The following is a 20,082-nucleotide window of genomic DNA, read 5'->3' on the forward strand; positions in this document are numbered from 1 at the left end:
CGTCCGCGTGGAGCCCGCCGATGACCGTCCCCGCCGATCCCGATCCCGCCGCCGCCGAGGCCGGACCGCGCCTCGGCGGGGTGACGGCCGCCGGGCGGTGCCACCGGCCCGGCGCGCCGCCCGAACCGGTGGCGTGGCTGCTGCCCGAGGAGGCGCCGGTGGCGCTGGTCTACAACCGCCGCAGCTTCGCGGTGATGCTGGCCAGCCCGGCCGACCTCGAGGATTTCGCCCTCGGCTTCAGCCTGAGCGAGGGGGTGGTGGCCGCCTTGGACGAGATCGACGATCTCGTGGTGCGGCGGCTCGACCAGGGGCTGGGGGTGGAGATGACCATCCCCGCCGCCCGTGCCGCCGCTTTGCTCGGCCGCCGCCGGGGGGTGGAGGGCAGTTCGGCCTGCGGCCTGTGCGGGATCGACGACCTCGCCGCCGTGCAACGGCCGCTGCCGGCGGTGGTGGCCCCGGCGGTGACGGCCGAGGCGATCCGCCGCGCCGGGGCCGGCTTCGCCGCGCATCAGCCGCTGCGGGCGCGGACCCATTCGGTCCATGGCGCGGCGTGGTGCGATCCGGCCGGGACGATCCTGCTGGCGCGCGAGGATGTCGGCCGCCACAACGCCCTCGACAAACTGATCGGCGCCGCCCGCCGCCAGGGCCTGCGCCTCGAGGACGGGTTCGCCCTGCTGTCGAGCCGCTGCGGGGTCGAACTGGTGCGCAAGGCGGCGCGGGTGGGCATCGGCCTGCTCGCGACCCTGTCGGCCCCGACCGGTCTCGCCGCGACGATGGCGGCGGCGGCCGGGCTCGACCTGGCGGTGCTGGGGCGTGACGGCGGGGTGACCCGGTTCGGGCGGCGGGGGGAGGGATGCTGATCGACCCGGCCGGGCGGCCGATTTCCTATCTCCGTCTGTCGGTCACCGACCGCTGCGACCTGCGCTGCGTCTATTGCCTGGGCGGCGCGGTGCGGTTCGTGCCGCGCGCGCAGATCCTCAGCCTGGAGGAGATCGAGCGGGCCGCCGCCGCCCTGATCGGCCTCGGCATCCGCCGTCTGCGCCTGACCGGGGGCGAGCCGCTGCTGCGGCGCGGTCTGGTCGGGCTGGCCGGGCGGCTGGCGGCCCATCGCGGCGGCGGGCTCGACGAACTGACCCTGACCACCAACGGCACCCGGCTGGCGGAGCATGCGGCGGCGCTGGCGGCGGCCGGGGTGGGGCGGATCAATGTTTCGCTCGACGCGCTGTCGCCCGACTCCTACCGCCGCGTCACCGGCGGCGGCCGGGTCGCGCCGGTGCTGGAGGGGATCGCCGCCGCCCGCGCCGCCGGGCTGGCGGTGCGGGTCAACGCCTTGGCCCTGCGCGGCCTGATCGAGACCGAGATCGATTCCCTGCTGGCGTGGTGCGGCGGTCATGGCTGCGATCTGGCGGTGATCGAGCCGATGCCGTTCGGCGGCCCCGGCCTCGCCCCGGTGCCGTTGGCCGAGCTGCGCCGATCGCTGGAGCAACGCTGGACCCTGCGCCCCGATCCGTTCCGTTCCGCCGGCCCGGCCCGCTATGTCACGGTGGCCGAAACCGGCGGCCGGCTCGGCTTCATCGCCCCGATCAGCCATGGTTTCTGCGCCGGCTGCAACCGGCTGCGGCTGACCGCCACCGGGGCGCTGTTCCCCTGTCTTGCCGCCGAGTCTTCGATCGATCTGCGCCCGGCCTTGCGCGAGGGCGGCGACCTGACCGCGACGATCCGCGCCGCGATCGCCGCCAAGCCGGCCGCCGCGCCGGGCTGGCCGGGATCGCGCCGCGCCCTCAACCTGACCGGCGGCTGATGGTTCGCGGGCTCTGCCCGCACCCGCCAGGGGCCGGGGGCCCTTGGATCCCATTGGTGCGGGCGGAGCCCGCGAAACAGGAGGCCGTGATGTCCGATTTGACTCATTTCGACCCGACCGGCGCGGCGGTGATGGTCGATGTCGGCGCCAAGCCGGCGACCCGGCGCGCGGCCACCGCCACCGGCCGGGTGCGGATGGCGCCGGCCACCCTGGCCCTGATCGATGCCGGCGGGCTGGCCAAGGGTGACGTGCTGGGGGTGGCCCGCCTCGCCGGGATCATGGCGGCCAAGCGCACCGCCGAGCTGATCCCGCTGTGCCATCCGCTGCCCTTGACCAGCGTGCGGGTCGATCTCGCCTGCGATCCGGCCGCCTCGGTGGTCGAGATCACCGCCACCTGCGGGGTGACCGGCCCGACCGGGGTCGAAATGGAGGCGCTGACGGCGGTGTCGGTGGCGGCGCTGACCCTTTACGACATGTGCAAGGCGGTCGATCCGGCGATGGAGATCGAGGCGATCCGGCTGGTTGCCAAAAGCGGCGGCAAGAGCGGGCGATGATCCCGCCCGAACTGATCGGCCCGCGTCCGGCCGGCCTGGGCGGGGTGATCCTGGCCGGCGGCGGCGCCCGCCGCTTCGGCGGCGGCGACAAGGGGCGGCGGATGGTGGCCGGGCGCAGCATCCTCGACCGCCAGATGGCCGTGCTGGCGCCCCAGGTGGCGGAACTGGCCCTCAACGCCAACGGCCCGGCCGAGCGTTTCGCCGACACCGGCCTCGTCGTGCTGCCCGACCCGCCCGGGACCGCCGGGCCGCTGGCCGGATTGCTGGCCGGGCTCGATTGGGCGGCGGGGCGGGGGCTGACCCGGCTGCTGACCGTGCCGTGCGACCTGCCGTTTCCGCCGCGCGATCTGGCGCTGCGGCTGGCGGCCGGGGCCGGCGGCGGGGCGGCGGTGGCCGCCTCGGCCGGGCGGATCCATCCGGTGATCGGGCTGTGGCCGGTCGGGCGGCGCGACGCCCTGCGCCGTTTCCTGGCCGAGAGCGGCGAGCGCCGGGCGATGGCCTGGGTCGAGCGTTGTGGCGCGGCGGTGGTGGACTGGCCGGACGATCCCTTCCTCAACGTCAACGACCCGGCCGGCCTCGCCGCCGCCGAGGCCTGGGCCGCCGCCCCGCCGTCTTGGCCGGCGGCGATCCTGCTTCCGGCCGGCGCCACCGCCCAGGACCTGCTGGCGGACGCGGTGGCGCTGGCCCGGGCTCGTGGCCTGCGCGTCGGCGGGCTGCTCCAGCAGGGGCGGCGCGGCGAGGCGGTGCTGGTCGCGCTCGATGACGGCGAACGGCTGCCGATCATGCAGAAGCTGGGGCGGAGCGACGCCTGCGCGGTCGATGGCGGCGCGGTGGCCGAGGCCTGCCGGGTGGTGCGCCGCGCCGTCGCGCGCGGCGACGATCTGGTGGTGGTCAACAAGTTCGGTCCGCTCGAAGCCGAACGCTCCGGCCTCGCCGACGAGATGATGGCGGCGATGGCCGGCGGGCAGCGCCTGCTGACCACCGTCACCCTCGACCGGGTGGCGGCGTGGCTGGCCTTCACCGGCGGCCTGTGTACCCTGCTGCCGGCCGATCCGGCGGTGGTGGCCGGCTGGCTGGAAGGTTGAGCGCCTTTGGCTTTCGCCAAGCGGGCTGCCGCCCGCGCCCGCTCGGGGCGATGCCCCGAACCCCCTTTGTTTTCGAAAATGAAGGGGGTCCGGGGCATCGCCCCGGTTGGGTTTGGGCGAAAGCCCAATAGCTTTCAGGCCAAGCCGTAGGGGGGCGGGGGATCGCGCTTGATATCAGGTGTTCACCGTGCTACCAGCAGCCCCCCTTTTCCTCCTCGGACGAAATTCCTTGAAAGCGCTGGCGCACATGGCGGCGGGACTGGCCTCGGTCTCGGTCGCGGTGGTTATAGGAAAACATACCGGTCACCCGTTCGACCCCGCCGGTCTGCCGCTCTATTACGCCGTCGGGGTGGGGGCGGCGCTGCTGCCCGATTTCGACCATTGCGGCTCGACCATCGGCAGCGGCCTCAAGACGGTGATGCTGCTGCTCAGCCTCGGCATGATCGGGGCGATCGTGGTGATGGGGCCGGCGCTGCCGCTGGCGCGGCTGACCGTGCCGCTGGCGGTGCTGGCCTATTACGCCGCGGCGATGCTGGGCGGCCACCGCAGCCCGTGGACCCATTCGCTGTGGCCGCTGCTGGGCGGCACGGTGGCAACGATCGTGCTGGCCTCGTGGCTGCGCACCGGCCAATTGTGGGTCGATGGCGCGCTCGATCTCGGCATCGCCTTCGCCGCCGGCTACGGCTCGCATCTGCTGCTCGATTCCTGCACCCGCTATGGCGTGCCGCTGCTGTGGCCGTGGGTCAGCCGCAATGTCGGGCCGCGTCTGGTCACCACCGGCGGCCCGGCCGAGACGGTGGCGGTGACGCTCAGCCTCGTCGTCGCCGCCGCGCCGCTGGTGCTGTAGCCGTCCGGTTCCGCCCCGGGGGGGTGACAGCGGCCCGGCCCGGGGGCTAGGCTGAGGCCGCCGGCGCCGCCCGTCCGGGCCGCGCCTCTGGCCAAGGAGGGACCCGCGATGACCGAAGCTTCTCCCGTCTGGCTGATCACCGGCTGCTCGGCCGGCCTGGGCCGCGAACTGGCCCGCGCGGTGCTGGCCCATGGCCACCGCGTCGTCGCCACCGCGCGCAACCCGGCCAGTCTGGCCGAATTCACCACCGATCCCGCCGCGCTGGTGGCGCGGCTCGACGTCACCCGCCCCGACGAGATCGCCCAGGCGGTGGGGCTGGCCGAGGCCCGTTTCGGCCGGATCGACGTGCTGGTCAACAATGCCGGCTACGGCTATCTCGCCGCGATCGAGGAAGGCGAGGACGAGGCGGTGCGCGACCTGTTCGAGACCAATGTCTTCGGGGTGGCCGCCGTCACCAAGGCGGTGCTGCCGGGGATGCGGGCGCGGCGGCGCGGCCACATCCTGACCCTGTCCTCGATGGCCGGGCTGGCCGGCTTTCCCGGCATCGGCTACTACAACGCCAGCAAGTTCGCGGTCGAGGGCCTGTGCGAGGCGCTGGCGCGCGAGACCGCTCCGCTCGGGATCAAGGTGACGCTGGTCGAGCCCGGTCCGTTCCGCACCGAATGGGCCGGCCGGTCGCTGCGCACCCCCCGGGTGGCGATCGCGGATTACGCCGACACCGCCGGGGCCCGCCGCGCCACCATCCAGGGCTACAGCGGCAGCCAGCCGGGCGATCCTGTCCGTGCCGCCGCCGCGATCATCCAGGCGGTCGAGGCGGCCGAGCCGCCGCTGCATCTGCTGCTCGGCCGTCAGGCGGTCGCCACCGCCGAGGCCAAGATCCGCGATCTGTCGCGTGATCTCGAAACGTGGCGGGCGGTGTCGCTCGGGGCCGATTTTCCCGACGACGGCGCGTGATGTCCTGCCCGGAAGGTTGTCGGCGGCGGCGGCGGCAAAGTGTTCGGTTGTTCCGCGCGACCGCCGTTTGACTCCCTTCGCCGAAAACGCGATGATGGCCCGCACGGCCGAAAGGCCGTGCCGGCCGATCCCCTGTGGCGCGCCGGCAGGCGAAAGAAGCGTCGGGGCAGGCGGTATTATGGCGAAGACAGTGCTGATCGTTGAAGACAACGACCTCAATATGAAGTTGTTCAACGATCTGCTTCAGGCCAATGGCTACCAGACGTTGCAGACCAAGGACGGGCGCGAGGCGGTCGACATCGCCCGGGCCCACCATCCCGACCTGATCCTGATGGACATCCAGCTGCCGGAGATCTCCGGGCTCGAAATCACCCGGATCCTCAAGGAAGACAGCGACCTGCGCGCCATTCCGGTGATCGCCGTCACCGCCTTCGCGATGAAGGGCGACGAGGAGAAGATCCGCGAGGGCGGCTGTGAGGGCTATATCGCCAAGCCGATCTCGGTCGCCAATTTCCTCCAGACCGTCGCCCGTTTCCTCGACTGACCGGCCGCTGGCGCCGCGCCGCGCCGCCGGGGCCTGACCGGAGCGCCGGATGAGCCTCCCCCTCACCGTATCCCTGCCCGACGAAGCCGCCACCTGCCGGCTCGGCCGGGCGCTGGCGGCCCGCGCCCGCCCCGGCGACGTGATCGCCCTGCGCGGCGGGCTGGGGGCCGGCAAGACCACCCTGGCCCGCGCCTTCGTCCGCGCCCTGACCGGTCCCGACGAGGAGGTGCCGAGCCCGACCTTCACCCTGGTCCAGGTCTATGACACCGCGGCCGGCCGGGTGTGGCATTTCGACCTCTACCGGCTCGACGCCCCCGACGACGCGGTCGAACTCGACATCGACGACGCCTTCGCCGACGGCATCAGCCTGATCGAATGGCCCGACCGGCTGGGCGGGCTGCTGCCGGCCGCCCGGCTCGACCTGACCCTGGCGGAGGGCGGGCCCGATGGCGCCCGCCGCGCCCTGTTGACCCCGTCGCCCGCCTGGGCCGACCGACTCGGAGACCTGATTTCGTGACCCCCGCCCGCGCCGCCCTGATCCGTCCCTTCCTGGCCGCCCATGGCTGGGGCGAGGCCGAGATCCGGCCCCTCGCCGCCGATGCCAGCTTCCGCCATTACCACCGGCTGAGCCGGGGGGCCGAGCGCGCGGTGCTGATGGACGCGCCGCCGCCGCGGGAGGACGTCCGCCCGTTCGTCGCCCTGGCCCGCCATCTGGTCGGGCTTGGCCTGTCGGCGCCGCGCCTGCTGGCGGTGGACGAGGCCAACGGCCTGCTGCTGCTGGAGGATCTCGGCGACGACACCTATACCCGCTGTCTCGCCGCCGGGGCCGACGAGGCCGGGCTCTACGCCCTGGCCACCGATGTGCTGGCCGAGATCGCCACCCGCCCCGACGCGATCCCGCCCGGTCTCGCCCCCTATGATGATGAAAAGCTGCTGACCGAGGCCGGCCTGCTGACCGAATGGTATCTGCCGGCGGTGGCCGGGCGCGACCTCTCCGCCGCCGCGCGCGCGGATTACCACCGGCTGTGGCGGACCCTGTTCCCGCTGGCCCGGCTGGCGCCGGCCACCCTGGTGCTGCGCGACTTCCACGTCGATAACCTGATGCGGCTCGACCGGCCCGGCCTCGCCGGCTGCGGCCTGCTCGATTTCCAGGATGCGGTGGCCGGCCCCGCCACCTATGACCTGATGTCGCTGCTGGAGGATGCCCGCCGCGACATCGACCCGCTGCTGGTCGAGCGGATGAAGCAGCGCTGGCTCGACCGGGTCGGGCTCGACCGGGTGGTGTTCGACGCCTCGTGGGCGGTGATGGCGGCCCAGCGCCACGCCAAGGTGATCGGCATCTTCACCCGCCTCGCCCGGCGCGACGGCAAGCCCGGCTATCTGGTCCACATTCCCCGGGTGTGGCGCCTGCTGGAACGGGCGCTGGCCCATCCCGCCCTGGTCTCGCTGGCCGGCTGGTTCGAGCGCGAGATCCCGCCCGCCACCCGTGGGGTGCCGGCGCCATGAGCGCCGCGCCGTCGCATGCGATGGTGCTGGCCGCCGGGCTCGGGCTTCGGATGCGGCCGATCACCCTGACCCGGCCCAAGCCGCTGGTCGAGGTGGCCGGGCGCAGCATGCTCGACCGCGCCCTCGACGCCCTCGCCGCCGCCGGGGTGGGCGAGATCGTGGTCAATTGCCACTGGCTGGGCGCGCAGATCGCCGCCCATCTCGCCGGCCGGGCCGGCATCACCCTGTCGCCCGAGGACGAATTGCTGGAAACCGGCGGCGGCGTCGCCCGCGCGCTGCCCCGGCTGGGCGATCAGGCGTTCTACGTCGTCAATGCCGACATCCTGTGGCGCGACGGGGCGGTGCCGGCGCTGGAGCGGCTGCGCGCCGCCTGGGACGACGCGACGCTGGACGCGCTGCTGCTGCTCCATCCGGTGGCGCGGGCGGTCGGCTATGACGGGGTGGGCGACTTCTTCCTCGGCGCCGACGGGATCCCGGTCCGGCGCGGCACGGCGGAATCGGCGCCCTATCTGTTCACCGGGGTGCAGATCCTCCATCCCCGCCTGTTCGCCGATGCGCCGGCGGGGCGGTTCTCGCTCAACCTGCTCTATGACCGCGCCCTGGCGGCTGGGCGGCTGGGCGCGGTCGTCCATGACGGCGACTGGTTTCATGTCGGCACCCCCGAGGCCCTGCCCGAGGTCGAGGCCCGGCTGCGCGGCTGAGGCGCGTCCGCCCCAAACGACAGTGCCCCACACGCGGGGGGGAGTGCGTGTGGGGCGGCCTGTCGTCCGGCGGAAGGCCGTGGATCTGTCAGGGGGGCAATCCGCGGCCGGTGGGCGGGGGAAGGTGTCCCGCCACCGCCCGACAATGCGGCAAGGCCCCGTCCGATTTCATCTGTGCAGAAGGGTAGGCCGGATCATCGCAAGGGATGATCCGCGCGCGATTTCGATCCCGTCCCCCCTCCTTTGGGGGTAGCGGCGCACCGCCTTTCCGGCGGACTCCGATCTTTCATCCTGGGCACTCCGACGGACGTGATAAGATGATCCGTGGTATCGTTTGCATCAAACGACGCTGTCGTCAGGTCATTGCCGGCGCTTACGGAGTCAGGCCGGCGCCATATCGTGACGCGAGGCGGTAATGAACGTTCGTGCTCTGTCGATCCGCGCTAAGATTGTTATTCCTCTGTTGGCGGTGGCGCTGCTCAGTCTTGGCGCCCTGGCGGCGTTTATTTCATACTATCAGTTTCATGCCGACGAGCGATTTGCGCGCGATCTGATCCGGGTCGAGGCGGTCCGCGAGGCCGAAACCACCACCCGCGCCATCGAATCGGCGCTGACCGCCACCCGGGCCAATGCCGTCTGGATCGGCAGCGCCCTGGCCGGCGGCAGCTTCGACCGCGCCGCCACCGTCCTGGCGCTGAAGGCGACGCTGGAGCGGACCCCGGCGATCACCGGGATCTATCTCGGCCTCGAGCCCGGCGCCGACGGCCAGGAGGCCCGCCACGCCGGCGGCCCCCTCGGCGACAAGGACGGGCGGGCGCTGCTGTACGTCTTCCGCTCCAATGGGCAGGTGACGGCCGAGCCGACCCCGCTGACCGGCGATCCCGCCGAACAGGACTGGTATTACCGCCCGATCGCCGAACGACGCGAGGCGATCACCCCGCCTTATCCCTACGAGGTCGACAAGAAGACGGTGCTGATGACCACCGTGGTCGCCCCGGTGACGGTGGCCGGTGTCCCCCGGGGGGTGATCACCGCCGATCTCAGCCTGACCGACCTTCAGGCCCGGCTCGGGGCGCTGCGGCCGATGGGGACCGGATTCGCCAGCCTGATCTCCTCGGACGGGCAGTGGGTCGGCCATCCCGATTCGGCCCGCCTCGGCAAGCCGGCGGCCGATGCCTGGGCCAAGGACCTGCTGCGCCGGGTCGCCGCCGGTCAGCCGGCCGAAACCGAGTATCTCGACCCGGTCAGCGGGGCGCGGATGGTGGCGCTGATGGTGCCGGTGCGCTTCGGCGCGGCGCCCGAAACCTGGGGCTTCGCCGTCAGCGTTCCCTACGCCACCATCGTCGCCACCGCCAGCCAGACCCGCGATACCCTGGTACTGTCGGCGGTGGCGATCATGCTGCTGATCTGCGGGGTGGGGGCCTGGGTCGGCGCCTCGCTGTCGCGGCCGATCCGGCGGATGACCGCGACGATGGAGCGGCTCGCCGCCGGTGATCTGGCGGTCGAGATCCCCGGCAGCGGCCGCCACGACGAGATCGGCCAGATGGCCGAGGCGGTCCGGGTGTTCAAGGACAATGCCCTGCGGATGCGCGGGTTGGAGGCCGACCGCGCCGAGGGCGAGGCGCGCGCCGCCGCCCAGCGGCGCGAGGCCGCGCTGGCGGTGGCTGACCATTTCGAGGCGGCGATGCTGGAGATGGTCGAGGGGGTCTCGGCCCAGGCCGCCGGCATGCAGGACATCGCCCGCGACATGCGCGCCGGGGCGCAGCGCAGCTCGACCCTCGCCTCGGGCGTCGCCGCCTCGTCGCGCCAGACTTCCGCCAACGTCCAGACGGTGGCCACCGCCACCGAGGAACTGTCGGCCTCGATCGGCGAGATCAACCGGCAGGTCAGCGAGGCGGCGCGGATCTCCGCCGCCGCCGCCGAACAGGCCCACGGCACCAACGCGATGGTCGAGGGGCTGGCCCGCTCGGCGGGCAGGATCGGCGACGTGATCGGGCTGATCACCGATATCGCGGCCCAGACCAACCTGCTGGCCTTGAACGCCACCATCGAGGCGGCGCGGGCCGGCGATGCCGGCAAGGGCTTCGCGGTGGTGGCGGGCGAGGTCAAAAGCCTCGCCAACCAGACCGCGCGGGCCACCGACGAGATCTCCGGCCAGATCGCCACCGTGCAGGAGGAAACCCGCCGCGCGGTCGAGGCGATCGGCGGCATCCGCGCGGTGATCGACGAGGTGCGGCACATCTCCGCCAGCATCGCGGCGGCGGTCGAGCAGCAGGGCGCCGCCACCGGCGAGATCGCCCGCAATGTCCAGGAGGTGGCGCGCGGCACCCAGGAAGTATCGGCGGATATCGCCGCGATCGACCGTCAGGCCGGCGAAACCGGCACCGCCGCCGAGCAGGTGCTGACCGCCTCCAGCGCGCTGGCCCGCAATTCCGACCAACTGCGCGGCGAGGTCGGGCGGTTCCTCGATACCCTGCGGGTGGGGTAGGGGGGCAGAAGCGGGGCTGCCGCCCCGCACCCCGCCCGGAGGCGGCGCCTCCGGGCCTCCGCTGTTTTTAGGGGGGCGGGTTATGGACGGTATGAGGTCGTCACCTCGGGATGAAGATTCCCGTGATGCAGGCTGAATTGCGAACCGCTCTCTGCCCACCGACGGCCTTTTCTCCAATTTCCCTCGGGCAACCGTGATACCCGAGCACATAGGCGGCAGACAGGCTCAAACGTTATTTCCGTGTCAGAGGTCAGAGCCTTGGGAGACTGGCTTCCAACGGTCGCCAGATGCGGAGAGGCGGCGGGCGGTATCGGTGTCGCGGCCCATGCCGGCGCCGCGCGGGCCGACCTCTTGAAAAATACCGCCATTGCGGAATCGGCTTTCCCGCTCAAGATCTTCCCGCGCCTCGGCAGGTGTGCCGGTCTTCACAATTCGTGTGTGGCTCTCGATGAGGCTGCGAATGTTGGTCCGGCGCCCATTGTCGCCGCTTTACTCATCACTCCCATTCAAATTTCCTCTTCTTTGCCAAGCGATTAATTGATTATAATTAGAGAATTCTGGTTCTTATACAAACTGCCGTTCGCTCGAACCGTCAGATGGGCATAGCTCTTGATTTCAAGGGGGATTTTGGCCGTTCGAGAAATTCCGCGGTTTTAGGGACGACCGACATCGCTCGGTCCATTTCTCCTGCACTGACCGCGCCGTGCCACCGACACGGTATAAAACTACGGTGGTGTCGTAAATGATCTCCCGAGAACAGAACCGTGTGGAGGAGCTTAATAATGAAGCTTTATAAGTTCGTAGGCAGCCAAGCGGCAGTCCGAGCCATAGCCCGCGGATCAATAAAATTCACAAGGATATCTGAATTAAATGATCCATCATAACTTGTCCCGTACATGAATAGAGAAGCGGTGGGCTCGTCACTCGTTGCTGTACGAGAGAATGGTTATACGGCAGAGCAATTTGAATGGTTAGGTTGTCAGGAAGCCGTGCTTCGTTTGCTTTCGCCGGAAACGCGTATCATATCTCGTCCAAAAACTATTGAACAAGCAAATCGAACTCTGGCGTTGCCGGTCTATGACGATCTTGATTTTATGGAGAAACAGTTATTAAGAACAATCTCGCTCATACGATCCCGGGTCGGAGTACTGTCTCTGACCGAGAGATTTGACTCTCTTCCAATGTGGGCACACTACGGAGCGCAGGCAAAAGGTTACGTCGTCCAATTTGAGGGCCTTGATCGCGAATTTCAGAACGATCCTACTGGCAGTCTGAACGTCCTAAAGCCAGTGAACTACGTAGAAGATATTGTGGGAATGACTCATGATCCCTGCACTCAAGACAATCTCTTTTTTTGCAAATTTCGGGACTGGAGTTATGAGCGAGAGTGGCGAGTGGTAAGTGCCCTTTCAGCTTGCTTGCTCAGTGAGGATGGAAAGATACATCTGCGATCAATTCACCCTTCTACTGTTACAGGCGTTATCTGCGGCTGGAATGTCACGGGTGAAGAGGTAACTGCTCTTGCAGCTGACCTGTCCGTTATCGATTCTACCATCAAGGTCAAAGTCGCTTTGTTCGACCGTGGTCATGTGAGGGTGACCTCTGTTTAGTTGGCGCGTAAACTACCGTTAGGCCCAGCATTTCAATCTCGGCGGCACGTCGATGCCCGGTGCCGGTGGTTGCACGGACCCGTTCGCCGTCCATCACGAACGCGCACTGCCAAGTGCTTGATCCAGAACGCTTGTGAACCCCCATCGGGACCTCCTGATGCACAGGGGTCCCCACAGTCGGTCCTGATGGTCCGGTCTCCCGCGTCCCGGAGGAGCGGCTCAAGGGGTTAGGCTTTCACCTAACCCCTTGAAAACTCATTCCCACTCGATCGTCCCCGGCGGCTTGCTGGTCACGTCGTAGGTCACGCGGTTGATGCCCTTGACCTCGTTGATGATCCGGTTCGCCACCCGGCCGAGGAAGGCCATGTCGAACGGGTAGAAATCGGCGGTCATCCCGTCGGTGCTGGTCACCGCCCGCAGCGCGCAGGCGTAGTCGTAGGAGCGGGAATCCCCCATCACCCCCACCGTCCGCACCGGCAGCAGCACGCAGAACGCCTGCCAGATCACGTCGTAGAGGCCGGCCTTGCGGATCTCGTCGAGATAGATCGCGTCGGCCGCGCGCAGGATGTCCAGCCGCTCGCGGGTCAGTTCCTGGCCGGGGATGCGGATCGCAAGGCCCGGGCCGGGGAAGGGGTGGCGGCCGACCATCTCGTCGGGCAGGCCCAGTTCGCGCCCGAGCACCCGCACCTCGTCCTTGAACAATTCGCGCAGCGGCTCGACCAGCTTCATGTTCATCCGCTCGGGCAGGCCGCCGACATTGTGGTGGCTCTTGATCGTCACCGACGGGCCGCCGGTGAAGCTGACCGATTCGATCACGTCGGGGTACAGCGTGCCCTGGGCCAGGAATTCCGCCCCGCCGACGGCGCGGGCCTCGGCCTCGAACACGTCGATGAAGGTGGCGCCGATGATCTTGCGCTTCTTCTCCGGGTCGGTTTCCCCGGCCAGCTTCGACAGGAACAGCGCGGAAGCGTCCTTGTGCACCAGCTTGATGTTGAAGCGGTCGCGGAACAGCGCCACCACCTGATCCGCCTCGCCCGCCCGCAGCAGGCCGGTATCGACGAACACGCAGACCAACTGCTCGCCGATCGCCTCGTGCAGCAGCGCCGCCACCACCGAGGAATCCACCCCGCCCGACAGGCCGCAGATCACCCGGCCGCTACCGACCTGGGCGCGAATCCGTTCGATCTCGTGGGCGCGGAACGCCTTCATCGTCCAATCGCCGCCGCAGCCGCAGATGCGATGGGTGAAGTTGGCCAGCAATTCCCGCCCGCGCGGGGTGTGCACCACCTCGGGGTGGAACTGCACGCCGTAGAAATGGCGGGCGTCGTCGGCGATCGCCGCGAACGGCGCGCCCTCCGACGCGCCGACCACCCGGAAGCCGGGCGGCAGGGCGGTGACGCGGTCGCCGTGGCTCATCCACACTTCCAGCGCGCCGTTGTCGGAACTGATCCCGTCGAACAGGGTGCAGGGGGCGAGCTGGGTCACCACGGCGCGGCCGAATTCGCGGTCATGGCCCGGCTCGACCGTGCCGCCCAGCTGGGCGCACATCGTCTGCTGGCCATAACAGATGCCGAGCACCGGCAGGCCGAGGCTGAACAGCCCCTCGGGCGCGCGCGGCGAGCCGGCCTCGGTCACCGAGGCCGGACCACCCGACAGGATCACCCCCTTCGGGGCGAAGGCGCGGATCGATTCGACCGTGACGCGATTGAACGGGTGGATTTCGCAATAGACACCGGATTCGCGGACCCGGCGCGCGATCAACTGGGTCACCTGCGAGCCGAAATCGACGATCAGGATGCGGTCGGACATGATTCCTCCGGACGGTACGGGGCGCGACTTTACTCGAACGCCCCGCCGCCGGACAAGCCGCCCGGCACCGATCCGGCCGCCGTCAGCGGATAGCTGACCAGCCGTTCATACTGGGCGCCGTGCGGCGACAGGTGACTCTGGAACAGGGTGAAGGCCTCGACCGCCAGCGTCTCGGGTGGTGGCGGCACCGCCAAGGCCCGTTGCAGCCGCTCCGGCCGGACCGAGTCGAGCCGGGCCAGGGTGATGTGCGGGGTAAAGCGCCGGGTCTCGGCCGCCAGCCCGACCCGGGTCGCCGCCGCCTCGATCCGTCCGGCCAACCGGCGCAGCGGCGGGCTGGCTTCGACCCCGCGCCACAGGGTGCGGGCGCGGTGGCGGTCGCCGAACAGGCCGAGTTCGGTCAGGGTCAGGGTGAACGGTGCCGCCTCGACCCGGGTCAGGGCGAGGTCGAGGTCGGCGGCGGTGGCCTCGTCGATCTCGCCGACGAAGCGCAGGGTCAGATGCAGGTTTTCCGGTTCGATCCGCCGCGCCCCCGGCAGTCCGGCGGTCAGCCCGGCCAGCCGTTCGGCCAGATCGCCCGGCAGGTCGAGCCCGACGAACAGCCGGATCATCCGGCGCGGGCCGGGACCGGTGGATGGTCGAGCAGGGTTCGCACCGCCGGCAGGATGCGGGCGACGATGGTCTCGACCCCCTGGGCGGTCGGATGCAGCCCGTCCGGCTGGTTCAGCTCGGGATGGCCGGCGACCCCGTCGAGGAAGAACGGGTACAGCACCACCTTGTGGGCCTGAGCGAGGCGGGCATAGAGCGCGTTGAAGGCGGATTCATAGGCGCGGCCGTAATTGGGCGGCGCCAGCATCCCCGCCAGCAGGGTGGGAATCCCCGCCTCGGCCAGCCGGGTCAGGATGGTGGCGAGGTTGGCTTCGGTCAGCTTGGGATCAAGCCCGCGCAGGGCGTCGTTGGCGCCCAGTTCGACGATCGCCCGCTGCGGCCGCTCCGACAGCACCCAGTCGAGCCGGGCCAGCCCATCGGCGCTGGTGTCGCCCGACACCCCGGCGTTGCTGATCTGCACCGCGCGGCCCTCAGCCCGCAACGCCGCCTCCAGCCGGGCGGGAAAGGCCGCCGCCGCCGGCAGGCCGTAGCCGGCGGTCAGCGAATCCCCCAGCGCGGCCAGCCGCAACGGCGCGGCGGCGCCCCCGCGCCCGGGCAGGGCGGTGAGGGCCAGACCGGCCAAGCCCGCGCCCAGCAGGACGCGGCGGGAGGTCATCGCCCCACCGTGTCGGCGGTGGAGCGGGGTTTCTGTCGGCGCATTACTGGCGGTGGGCCGACATTTCCGGGCTGGTCAAGCCGCCGATCGCGGCGCCGGTGACGCCGCCGACCGCGGCACCGACCAGCGGCCCGCCGGCGAGATAGCCGATGCCGGCACCGGCGGCGGCGCCGATCGCCGCGCCCGACAAGGTGCGCTGCTGCCACGGCCGCATGTCGGAGCAGCCGGTGGCGCCGATCAGAACCAGGGAAAGGGCGGCAATCAAGGTAATGGGTCTCATCGTCGTTCCTCTTGCGATCGGGAGGGGAAAACCCGGCCCGGCCGGATCAAGGCCCCAGGCTAGGCAATGCCCAGGCCGCAGGCTGTGACTGTGATCACCTAATGCCGTTCTGGCAACCCTCTATCACGGGCGAGGCTAATCGCCCATTCTGGCCGAATTGCGGCAGAAAGAGTCCGCCTCGCGGCGGTGACCCGGGCTCCGCCCGGACCCGCCAAGGGCCACAGGCCCTTGGATCCCCCCGCTTTTATCGTGCGGTGCGTTCCAGCTCGGCAAGGCGGCGTTCGGTCTCGCTGAGATCGCGCCGGAATCCTGGGTGGTCGGGGTGTTGCTCCGCCAGGGCGCGGGCCAGCGGCAGGCTTTGCCGATAACGCCGGATCGCTTCCACCCGCCGCCCCGCTCGCTCGGCCAGATCGCCCAGCCGTTCGTAACTGACCGAGAGGTCGCGTTGGGCCTGTGCGATGGCGGGGTTGTCGCGGGCGAGGCGCTGGCTGATCGCGAGGTCGGCCTCGAACTGGAGTCGGGCGGTGTCGAGATCGCCGGCCTCTTGGGCGATGGTGCCGAGTTTGTTGTGGCTGATCGAGAGGTCGCGTTGGGTCTGTACGCTGGTGGGATTGTCGCGGGCGAGACGTTCGCTGATCGCGAGAACGGTCTCGAACTGGTGTCGGGCGGTGTCGAGATCGCCGATTTTTCGGGCGATGTCGCCGAGTTTGCTGAAGCTGACCGAGAGGTCGCGTTGGGCCTGTGCGCTGGTGGGATTGTCGCGGGCAAGGCGTTCGCTGATCGCGAGAGCGGCCTCGAACTGGCGCCGGGCGGCGTCGAGATCGCCGGCCTCTTGGGCGATGGTGCCGAGTTTGTTGTGGCTGATCGAGAGGTCGCATTGGGCTTGGGCGCTGGTGGGATTGTTGCGAGCGAGGCGTTCGCGGATCGCGAGAGCGGCCTCGAACTGGCGCCGGGCGGCGTCGGGATCGCCGGTCTCGCTGGCGATGCCGCCGAGTCTCTCGTGGCTGATCGATAGGTCGCGTTGGGCCTGTGCGCTGGTCGGATTGCCGTGGGCGAGGCGCTCGCGAATTGCGCGAGCGGCCTCGAACTGGCGCCGGGCGGCGTTGAGATCGCCGGCCTCTTGGGCGATGGTGCCGAGTTTATTGTGGCTGACTGAGAGGTCACGTTGGGCCTCGGCGCTGGCGGGATTGTCGTGGGCGAGGCGCTCGCGGATCGCGAGGGCGGCCTCGAACTGGCGTCGGGCGGCGTCGAGATCGCCGGCTTCCCGGGCGACGTCGCCGAGTTTCTCATGGCTGACCGAGAGGTCGCGTTGGGCTTGTGTGCTGGTGGGATTCTCGCGGGCGAGGCGCTCGCTGATCGCGAGGTCGGCCTCGAACTGGCGTTGGGCGGCGTCGAGGTCGCCGGCCTGTTGGGCGATTTCGCCGAGTTTGTTGTGGCTGACAGAGAGATCGCGTTGGGCCTGTGTGCTGGAGGGATTGTCGCGGGCGAGGCGCTCGCTGATCGCCAGACCGGCCTCGAACTGGCGCCGGGCGGCGTCCAGATCGCCGGATTGCTGTTTTAGGTCTCCCAGGGTGTTGTTGATGACCATCCGGCCGCGGTCGGATGTTGCGGTATGTATTGCGGCATTGGCGGCGGCGAGGGCGGCGGTCAGATCGCCCGCCTCGTCGCACAATTCCGCCAGGATGATCGCGGTCCAGGTGTCGTCTGGCTGCAGGTGGAATGCCTGTTGGTAGGCATTGCGGGCCTCGGCGGTGTTGATCCCGCGCAGCAGATCGCCGATCTGGCGCCATTTGTCGGCGGCGGCCTCGGTTTCGGCGCGGGCGGCGTCCTTGAGGGTGACGACGGCACCGGTCAGATCGCCGGCTTCGATCTGTCGCACCGCGCGAAGGTTGGCGGGGGTGGCGTCGGTGACGATGGCGCGGGCCGCCTCGTTGCGCCGTTGTTCGGTTTCGGCCGAGAGGGGCGGTGCGGCGGGATCGCGCTGTCGTTTAAGTTCAGCGAGGATCTTGTCGAAATCGGCCTGGGTGGCCGGCTGCTCCCCCATGAATTTCCGACGATCGAACAGCCAGAGATAGGCGGTTCTGATCGACCGATGCTTCCAGACCAGCAGACCAATCAACGCCCCGGCCAGCACCACCCAATTGGGAATCGGGTCGAACAGCGGCCGCAGAGTCTCGGGAGTACGCTCCCGGATCGCGTCATAGGCGGCATTAAGGCCGAGGACCAGCCAGTCCAGCCACGTTTGCCGTTGCACCGTTCCTCCCCCACAGGCCGCCTGCAATCATAGGGCGACCGTTCCGGGCTGGCTACGGACAAAGGGCGGAATTGGTGGTGTTCCGAGGCGGCAAGGGAAGGGAGGTCCAGGAGGCTCGGCCTCCTGGCGGGTGCGGGCGGCGCCCGCTTTACCTCCTCCGATGCCTCAGTCGAACAGGCTGGAGACCGAGCGTTCCTCGCTGATGCGCTGGATCGATTCGGCCATCAGGGGGGCGATGGTGACGTGGCGGATATTGTGGGCCAGCGACACCGCCTCGGTGGCGGGGATCGAATCGGTGATCACCAGTTCGGTCAGCGGCGAGGCGGTGACGCGGGCGACCGCGCCGCCCGACAGCACGCCGTGGGTGACGTAGGCGGAGACCGAGCTGGCCCCGGCCTTCATCAGCGCCTCGGCGGCGTTGCACAGGGTGCCGGCCGAATCGACGATGTCATCGACCATGATGCAGCGGCGGCCGCGCACGTCGCCGATGATGTTCATCACCTCGGACACGCCGGCCTTTTCGCGCCGCTTGTCGATGATGGCGAGGTCGGCGTCGATGCGGCGGGCGATGGCGCGGGCGCGGACCACGCCGCCGACGTCGGGCGACACCACCATGATGTCGTCGCCGGTGTAATGGGCGCGGATGTCGTTGACGAACACCGGGGCGGCATAGAGGTTGTCGAGCGGAATGTCGAAGAAGCCCTGGATCTGGCCGGAATGCAGATCAAGGGTGACGACCCGGTTGGCGCCGGCGGTGGTGATCAGGTTGGCGACCAGCTTGGCCGAGATCGGCGAGCGCGGGCTCGACTTGCGGTCCTGGCGGGCATAGCCGAAATAGGGGATCACTGCGGTGATGCGCCGCGCCGAGCCGCGCCGCAGCGCGTCGAGCGTCACCAGCAGTTCCATCAGATTGTCGTTGGCCGGGAAACAGGTCGACTGGATCAGGAACACGTCCTCGCCACGGACGTTTTCATGGATCTCGACGAACACCTCCATGTCGGAGAAGCGGCGGACCACCGCCTTGGTCAGGGACATGTTGAGATATTCGGCGATCGCTTCGGCGAGCGGCCGGTTGCTGTTACAGGCGAGAATCTTCATGGTGGGATCATCCGTGGAGCGGGCGTGGGGAGCGGCGGCGGCGCCGGAATCCGAACCAGACGGGCTCATCCCCGGACCGGGGGCCTCGCCCCCCAGCCAGCCCGCACGACGCGTTGCTGCGCTCCGACAAAACCGCGCTCCCTATATCAGCCGCTCCCGGCGCTGTAAACCGCCTTGGCCAAAAATGACGGGAAAGTGACGGTCGCGCCGAACGCGGTTGACCCCGGCCGGGCGGCCTGCTTCCCTGTACGGCCGTGCCCTGTTTCGGAGGCCCCCGATGTCCGGTTCGTCCGCCGCCCTGCCGCCGCATGGCGGCGACCTTGCCGCCGCGACGGCGCGCTGGGGACGGCCGGAGGCGGGCTGGCTCGATCTGTCGACCGGGATCAATCCCCAGCCCTATCCGCTGCCGCCGCTGACCGAGGCCGATTGGTCGCGCCTGCCCGGGCACGAGGCCGAGCAGGCGTTGCTGGCGGCGGCGCGGCGGGCCTTCGCCGCGCCCGAGCCGGTGCGGCTGGTCGCCGCCTCGGGCGGGCAGGCGCTGATCCAGCATCTGCCCTGGCTGCGCCGGCCGGGGCCGGTCACCATTCTCTCCCCCACCTATGCCGAGCATGGCCGGGCCTGGGACGCCGCCGGCCATGCGGTGCGCCGCGCCGCCGATCCGGCCGGGGCGGATCCGGCCGGGGTGCTGGTGGTGGTCAATCCCAACAATCCCGACGGCCGCCGGCTCGCCCCGGCGCAACTGGTCGAACTGGCCGGGCGGTTCGCCGCCGCCGGCGGGCTGGTGGTGGTGGACGAGGCCTTCGCCGATCCGACCCCCGACCTGTCGCTGATCCCGCTGGCCCCGGCCGGAGCGGTGGTGTTGCGCTCGTTCGGCAAGTTCTACGGCCGGGCCGGGCTGCGGCTGGGGCTGCTGGCCACCGTCGAGGCCGGGCTGGCCGAGGCGCTGGCGGCGCGGCTGGGGCCGTGGGCGGTGTCGGGGCCGGCGCTGGCGGTCGGCGCCGCCGCCTATGGCGATGCCGCCTGGGCCGAGGCGACCCGCCACCGGCTGGCGGCGGATGCGGCGCGGCTGGCGGCGCGGCTGACGGCGGCGGGGTTCGCCCCGGTCGGCGGCACCGATCTGTTCAGGCTGGTGGCCCATCCCCGCGCGGCAGAATGGTGGGAGCGGCTGGGGCGGCAGGGGATTCTGGTGCGGGCGTTCGCCGACCGGCCCGACTGGCTGCGGTTCGGCCTGCCCGGCGACGCGGCCGGGTGGGCGCGGCTGGAGCGGGCGCTGGTGGGCTGATCCCGCCG

19 protein-coding genes are annotated in these 20,082 nt (G+C 70.2%); 13 read left to right on the forward strand and 6 right to left on the reverse strand.

Annotation, left to right across the window (positions count from 1 at the left end; translation table 11 throughout):
• Window positions 1-20 precede the first annotated feature (20 nt).
• The 12 genes from fdhD to ACFSNB_RS01600 all read left to right on the forward strand — a co-directional run bounded on the left by fdhD (window position 21) and on the right by ACFSNB_RS01600 (window position 12,090).
• Window positions 21-860 carry a formate dehydrogenase accessory sulfurtransferase FdhD gene (gene fdhD / locus ACFSNB_RS01545; protein WP_377313826.1) on the forward strand — a complete coding sequence of 280 codons (840 nt, stop codon included), beginning with the start codon at window positions 21-23 and terminating at the stop codon, window positions 858-860.
• The gene (gene moaA / locus ACFSNB_RS01550; protein WP_377313828.1) at window positions 854-1,801 is read left to right on the forward strand and encodes a GTP 3',8-cyclase MoaA; all 948 of its coding nucleotides are present in this window, start codon (window positions 854-856) and stop codon (window positions 1,799-1,801) included. The genes fdhD and moaA overlap by 7 nt, the downstream gene beginning before the upstream one ends.
• Before the next feature lie 89 nt (window positions 1,802-1,890).
• Complete coding sequence (moaC, locus tag ACFSNB_RS01555; protein WP_377313830.1) at window positions 1,891-2,355, forward strand: cyclic pyranopterin monophosphate synthase MoaC; 465 nt, start codon at window positions 1,891-1,893, stop codon at window positions 2,353-2,355.
• Complete coding sequence (gene mobA, locus ACFSNB_RS01560; RefSeq protein ID WP_377313832.1) at window positions 2,352-3,440, forward strand: molybdenum cofactor guanylyltransferase MobA; 1,089 nt, start codon at window positions 2,352-2,354, stop codon at window positions 3,438-3,440. The genes moaC and mobA overlap by 4 nt, the downstream gene beginning before the upstream one ends.
• Before the next feature lie 229 nt (window positions 3,441-3,669).
• Window positions 3,670-4,287 (forward strand): metal-dependent hydrolase, encoded by a 618-nt coding sequence (locus ACFSNB_RS01565; RefSeq protein WP_377313834.1) that lies wholly within the window; start codon window positions 3,670-3,672, stop codon window positions 4,285-4,287.
• A gap of 108 nt (window positions 4,288-4,395) precedes the next feature.
• On the forward strand, window positions 4,396-5,241 hold the full coding sequence (locus ACFSNB_RS01570; RefSeq protein WP_377313836.1) for an oxidoreductase: 846 nt from the start codon (window positions 4,396-4,398) through the stop codon (window positions 5,239-5,241).
• Between the two features lie 178 nt (window positions 5,242-5,419).
• Window positions 5,420-5,785, forward strand: coding sequence for a response regulator (locus ACFSNB_RS01575; RefSeq protein WP_377313838.1), 366 nt, complete (start codon window positions 5,420-5,422; stop codon window positions 5,783-5,785).
• A 49-nt stretch (window positions 5,786-5,834) separates the two neighbouring features.
• Window positions 5,835-6,302: a tRNA (adenosine(37)-N6)-threonylcarbamoyltransferase complex ATPase subunit type 1 TsaE gene (tsaE, locus tag ACFSNB_RS01580; protein WP_377313840.1), complete on the forward strand. Its 468-nt coding sequence runs from the start codon at window positions 5,835-5,837 to the stop codon at window positions 6,300-6,302.
• Complete coding sequence (locus tag ACFSNB_RS01585; RefSeq protein WP_377313842.1) at window positions 6,299-7,291, forward strand: aminoglycoside phosphotransferase family protein; 993 nt, start codon at window positions 6,299-6,301, stop codon at window positions 7,289-7,291. Before tsaE ends, ACFSNB_RS01585 begins: the two co-directional genes overlap by 4 nt.
• On the forward strand, window positions 7,288-7,992 hold the full coding sequence (locus ACFSNB_RS01590) for a nucleotidyltransferase family protein (RefSeq protein WP_377313844.1): 705 nt from the start codon (window positions 7,288-7,290) through the stop codon (window positions 7,990-7,992). Before ACFSNB_RS01585 ends, ACFSNB_RS01590 begins: the two co-directional genes overlap by 4 nt.
• A 415-nt stretch (window positions 7,993-8,407) precedes the next feature.
• A complete protein-coding gene (locus tag ACFSNB_RS01595; protein WP_377313846.1) occupies window positions 8,408-10,480 on the forward strand; it encodes a methyl-accepting chemotaxis protein in 2,073 nt (690 codons plus the stop codon).
• Between the two features lie 896 nt (window positions 10,481-11,376).
• On the forward strand, window positions 11,377-12,090 hold the full coding sequence (locus ACFSNB_RS01600; protein WP_377313848.1) for a DUF2971 domain-containing protein: 714 nt from the start codon (window positions 11,377-11,379) through the stop codon (window positions 12,088-12,090).
• 255 nt (window positions 12,091-12,345) lie between these two features.
• On the opposite strand, the gene guaA is transcribed toward ACFSNB_RS01600, so the two are convergent.
• From guaA to ACFSNB_RS01630, 6 genes are all read right to left on the reverse strand, one after another.
• Window positions 12,346-13,899, reverse strand: a complete 1,554-nt coding sequence (gene guaA / locus ACFSNB_RS01605; RefSeq protein WP_377313850.1) for a glutamine-hydrolyzing GMP synthase — start codon at window positions 13,897-13,899, stop codon at window positions 12,346-12,348.
• Window positions 13,900-13,928: 29 nt separating this feature from the next.
• The gene (thpR, locus tag ACFSNB_RS01610; RefSeq protein ID WP_377313852.1) at window positions 13,929-14,507 is read right to left on the reverse strand and encodes an RNA 2',3'-cyclic phosphodiesterase; all 579 of its coding nucleotides are present in this window, start codon (window positions 14,505-14,507) and stop codon (window positions 13,929-13,931) included.
• On the reverse strand, window positions 14,504-15,160 hold the full coding sequence (locus ACFSNB_RS01615) for an arylesterase (protein WP_377313854.1): 657 nt from the start codon (window positions 15,158-15,160) through the stop codon (window positions 14,504-14,506). The genes thpR and ACFSNB_RS01615 overlap by 4 nt, the downstream gene beginning before the upstream one ends.
• Window positions 15,161-15,203: 43 nt before the next feature.
• The gene (locus ACFSNB_RS01620) at window positions 15,204-15,440 is read right to left on the reverse strand and encodes a YMGG-like glycine zipper-containing protein (RefSeq protein ID WP_377313856.1); all 237 of its coding nucleotides are present in this window, start codon (window positions 15,438-15,440) and stop codon (window positions 15,204-15,206) included.
• 244 nt (window positions 15,441-15,684) lie between these two features.
• Entirely contained in the window at window positions 15,685-17,694 is a 2,010-nt protein-coding gene (locus tag ACFSNB_RS01625; protein WP_377313858.1) for a tetratricopeptide repeat protein, read from the reverse strand.
• A 165-nt stretch (window positions 17,695-17,859) separates the two neighbouring features.
• The gene (locus ACFSNB_RS01630) at window positions 17,860-18,792 is read right to left on the reverse strand and encodes a ribose-phosphate pyrophosphokinase (protein WP_377313860.1); all 933 of its coding nucleotides are present in this window, start codon (window positions 18,790-18,792) and stop codon (window positions 17,860-17,862) included.
• Window positions 18,793-19,069: 277 nt separating this feature from the next.
• Here ACFSNB_RS01630 and cobD point away from each other — a divergent pair, with 277 nt between their 5' ends.
• Window positions 19,070-20,074 carry a threonine-phosphate decarboxylase CobD gene (cobD, locus tag ACFSNB_RS01635; RefSeq protein ID WP_377313862.1) on the forward strand — a complete coding sequence of 335 codons (1,005 nt, stop codon included), beginning with the start codon at window positions 19,070-19,072 and terminating at the stop codon, window positions 20,072-20,074.
• Window positions 20,075-20,082: the final 8 nt, after the last annotated feature.

Source organism: Phaeospirillum tilakii, from assembly GCF_042683125.1.
In the GTDB taxonomy this organism is placed as follows: Bacteria; Pseudomonadota; Alphaproteobacteria; order Rhodospirillales; family Magnetospirillaceae; genus Phaeospirillum; species Phaeospirillum tilakii.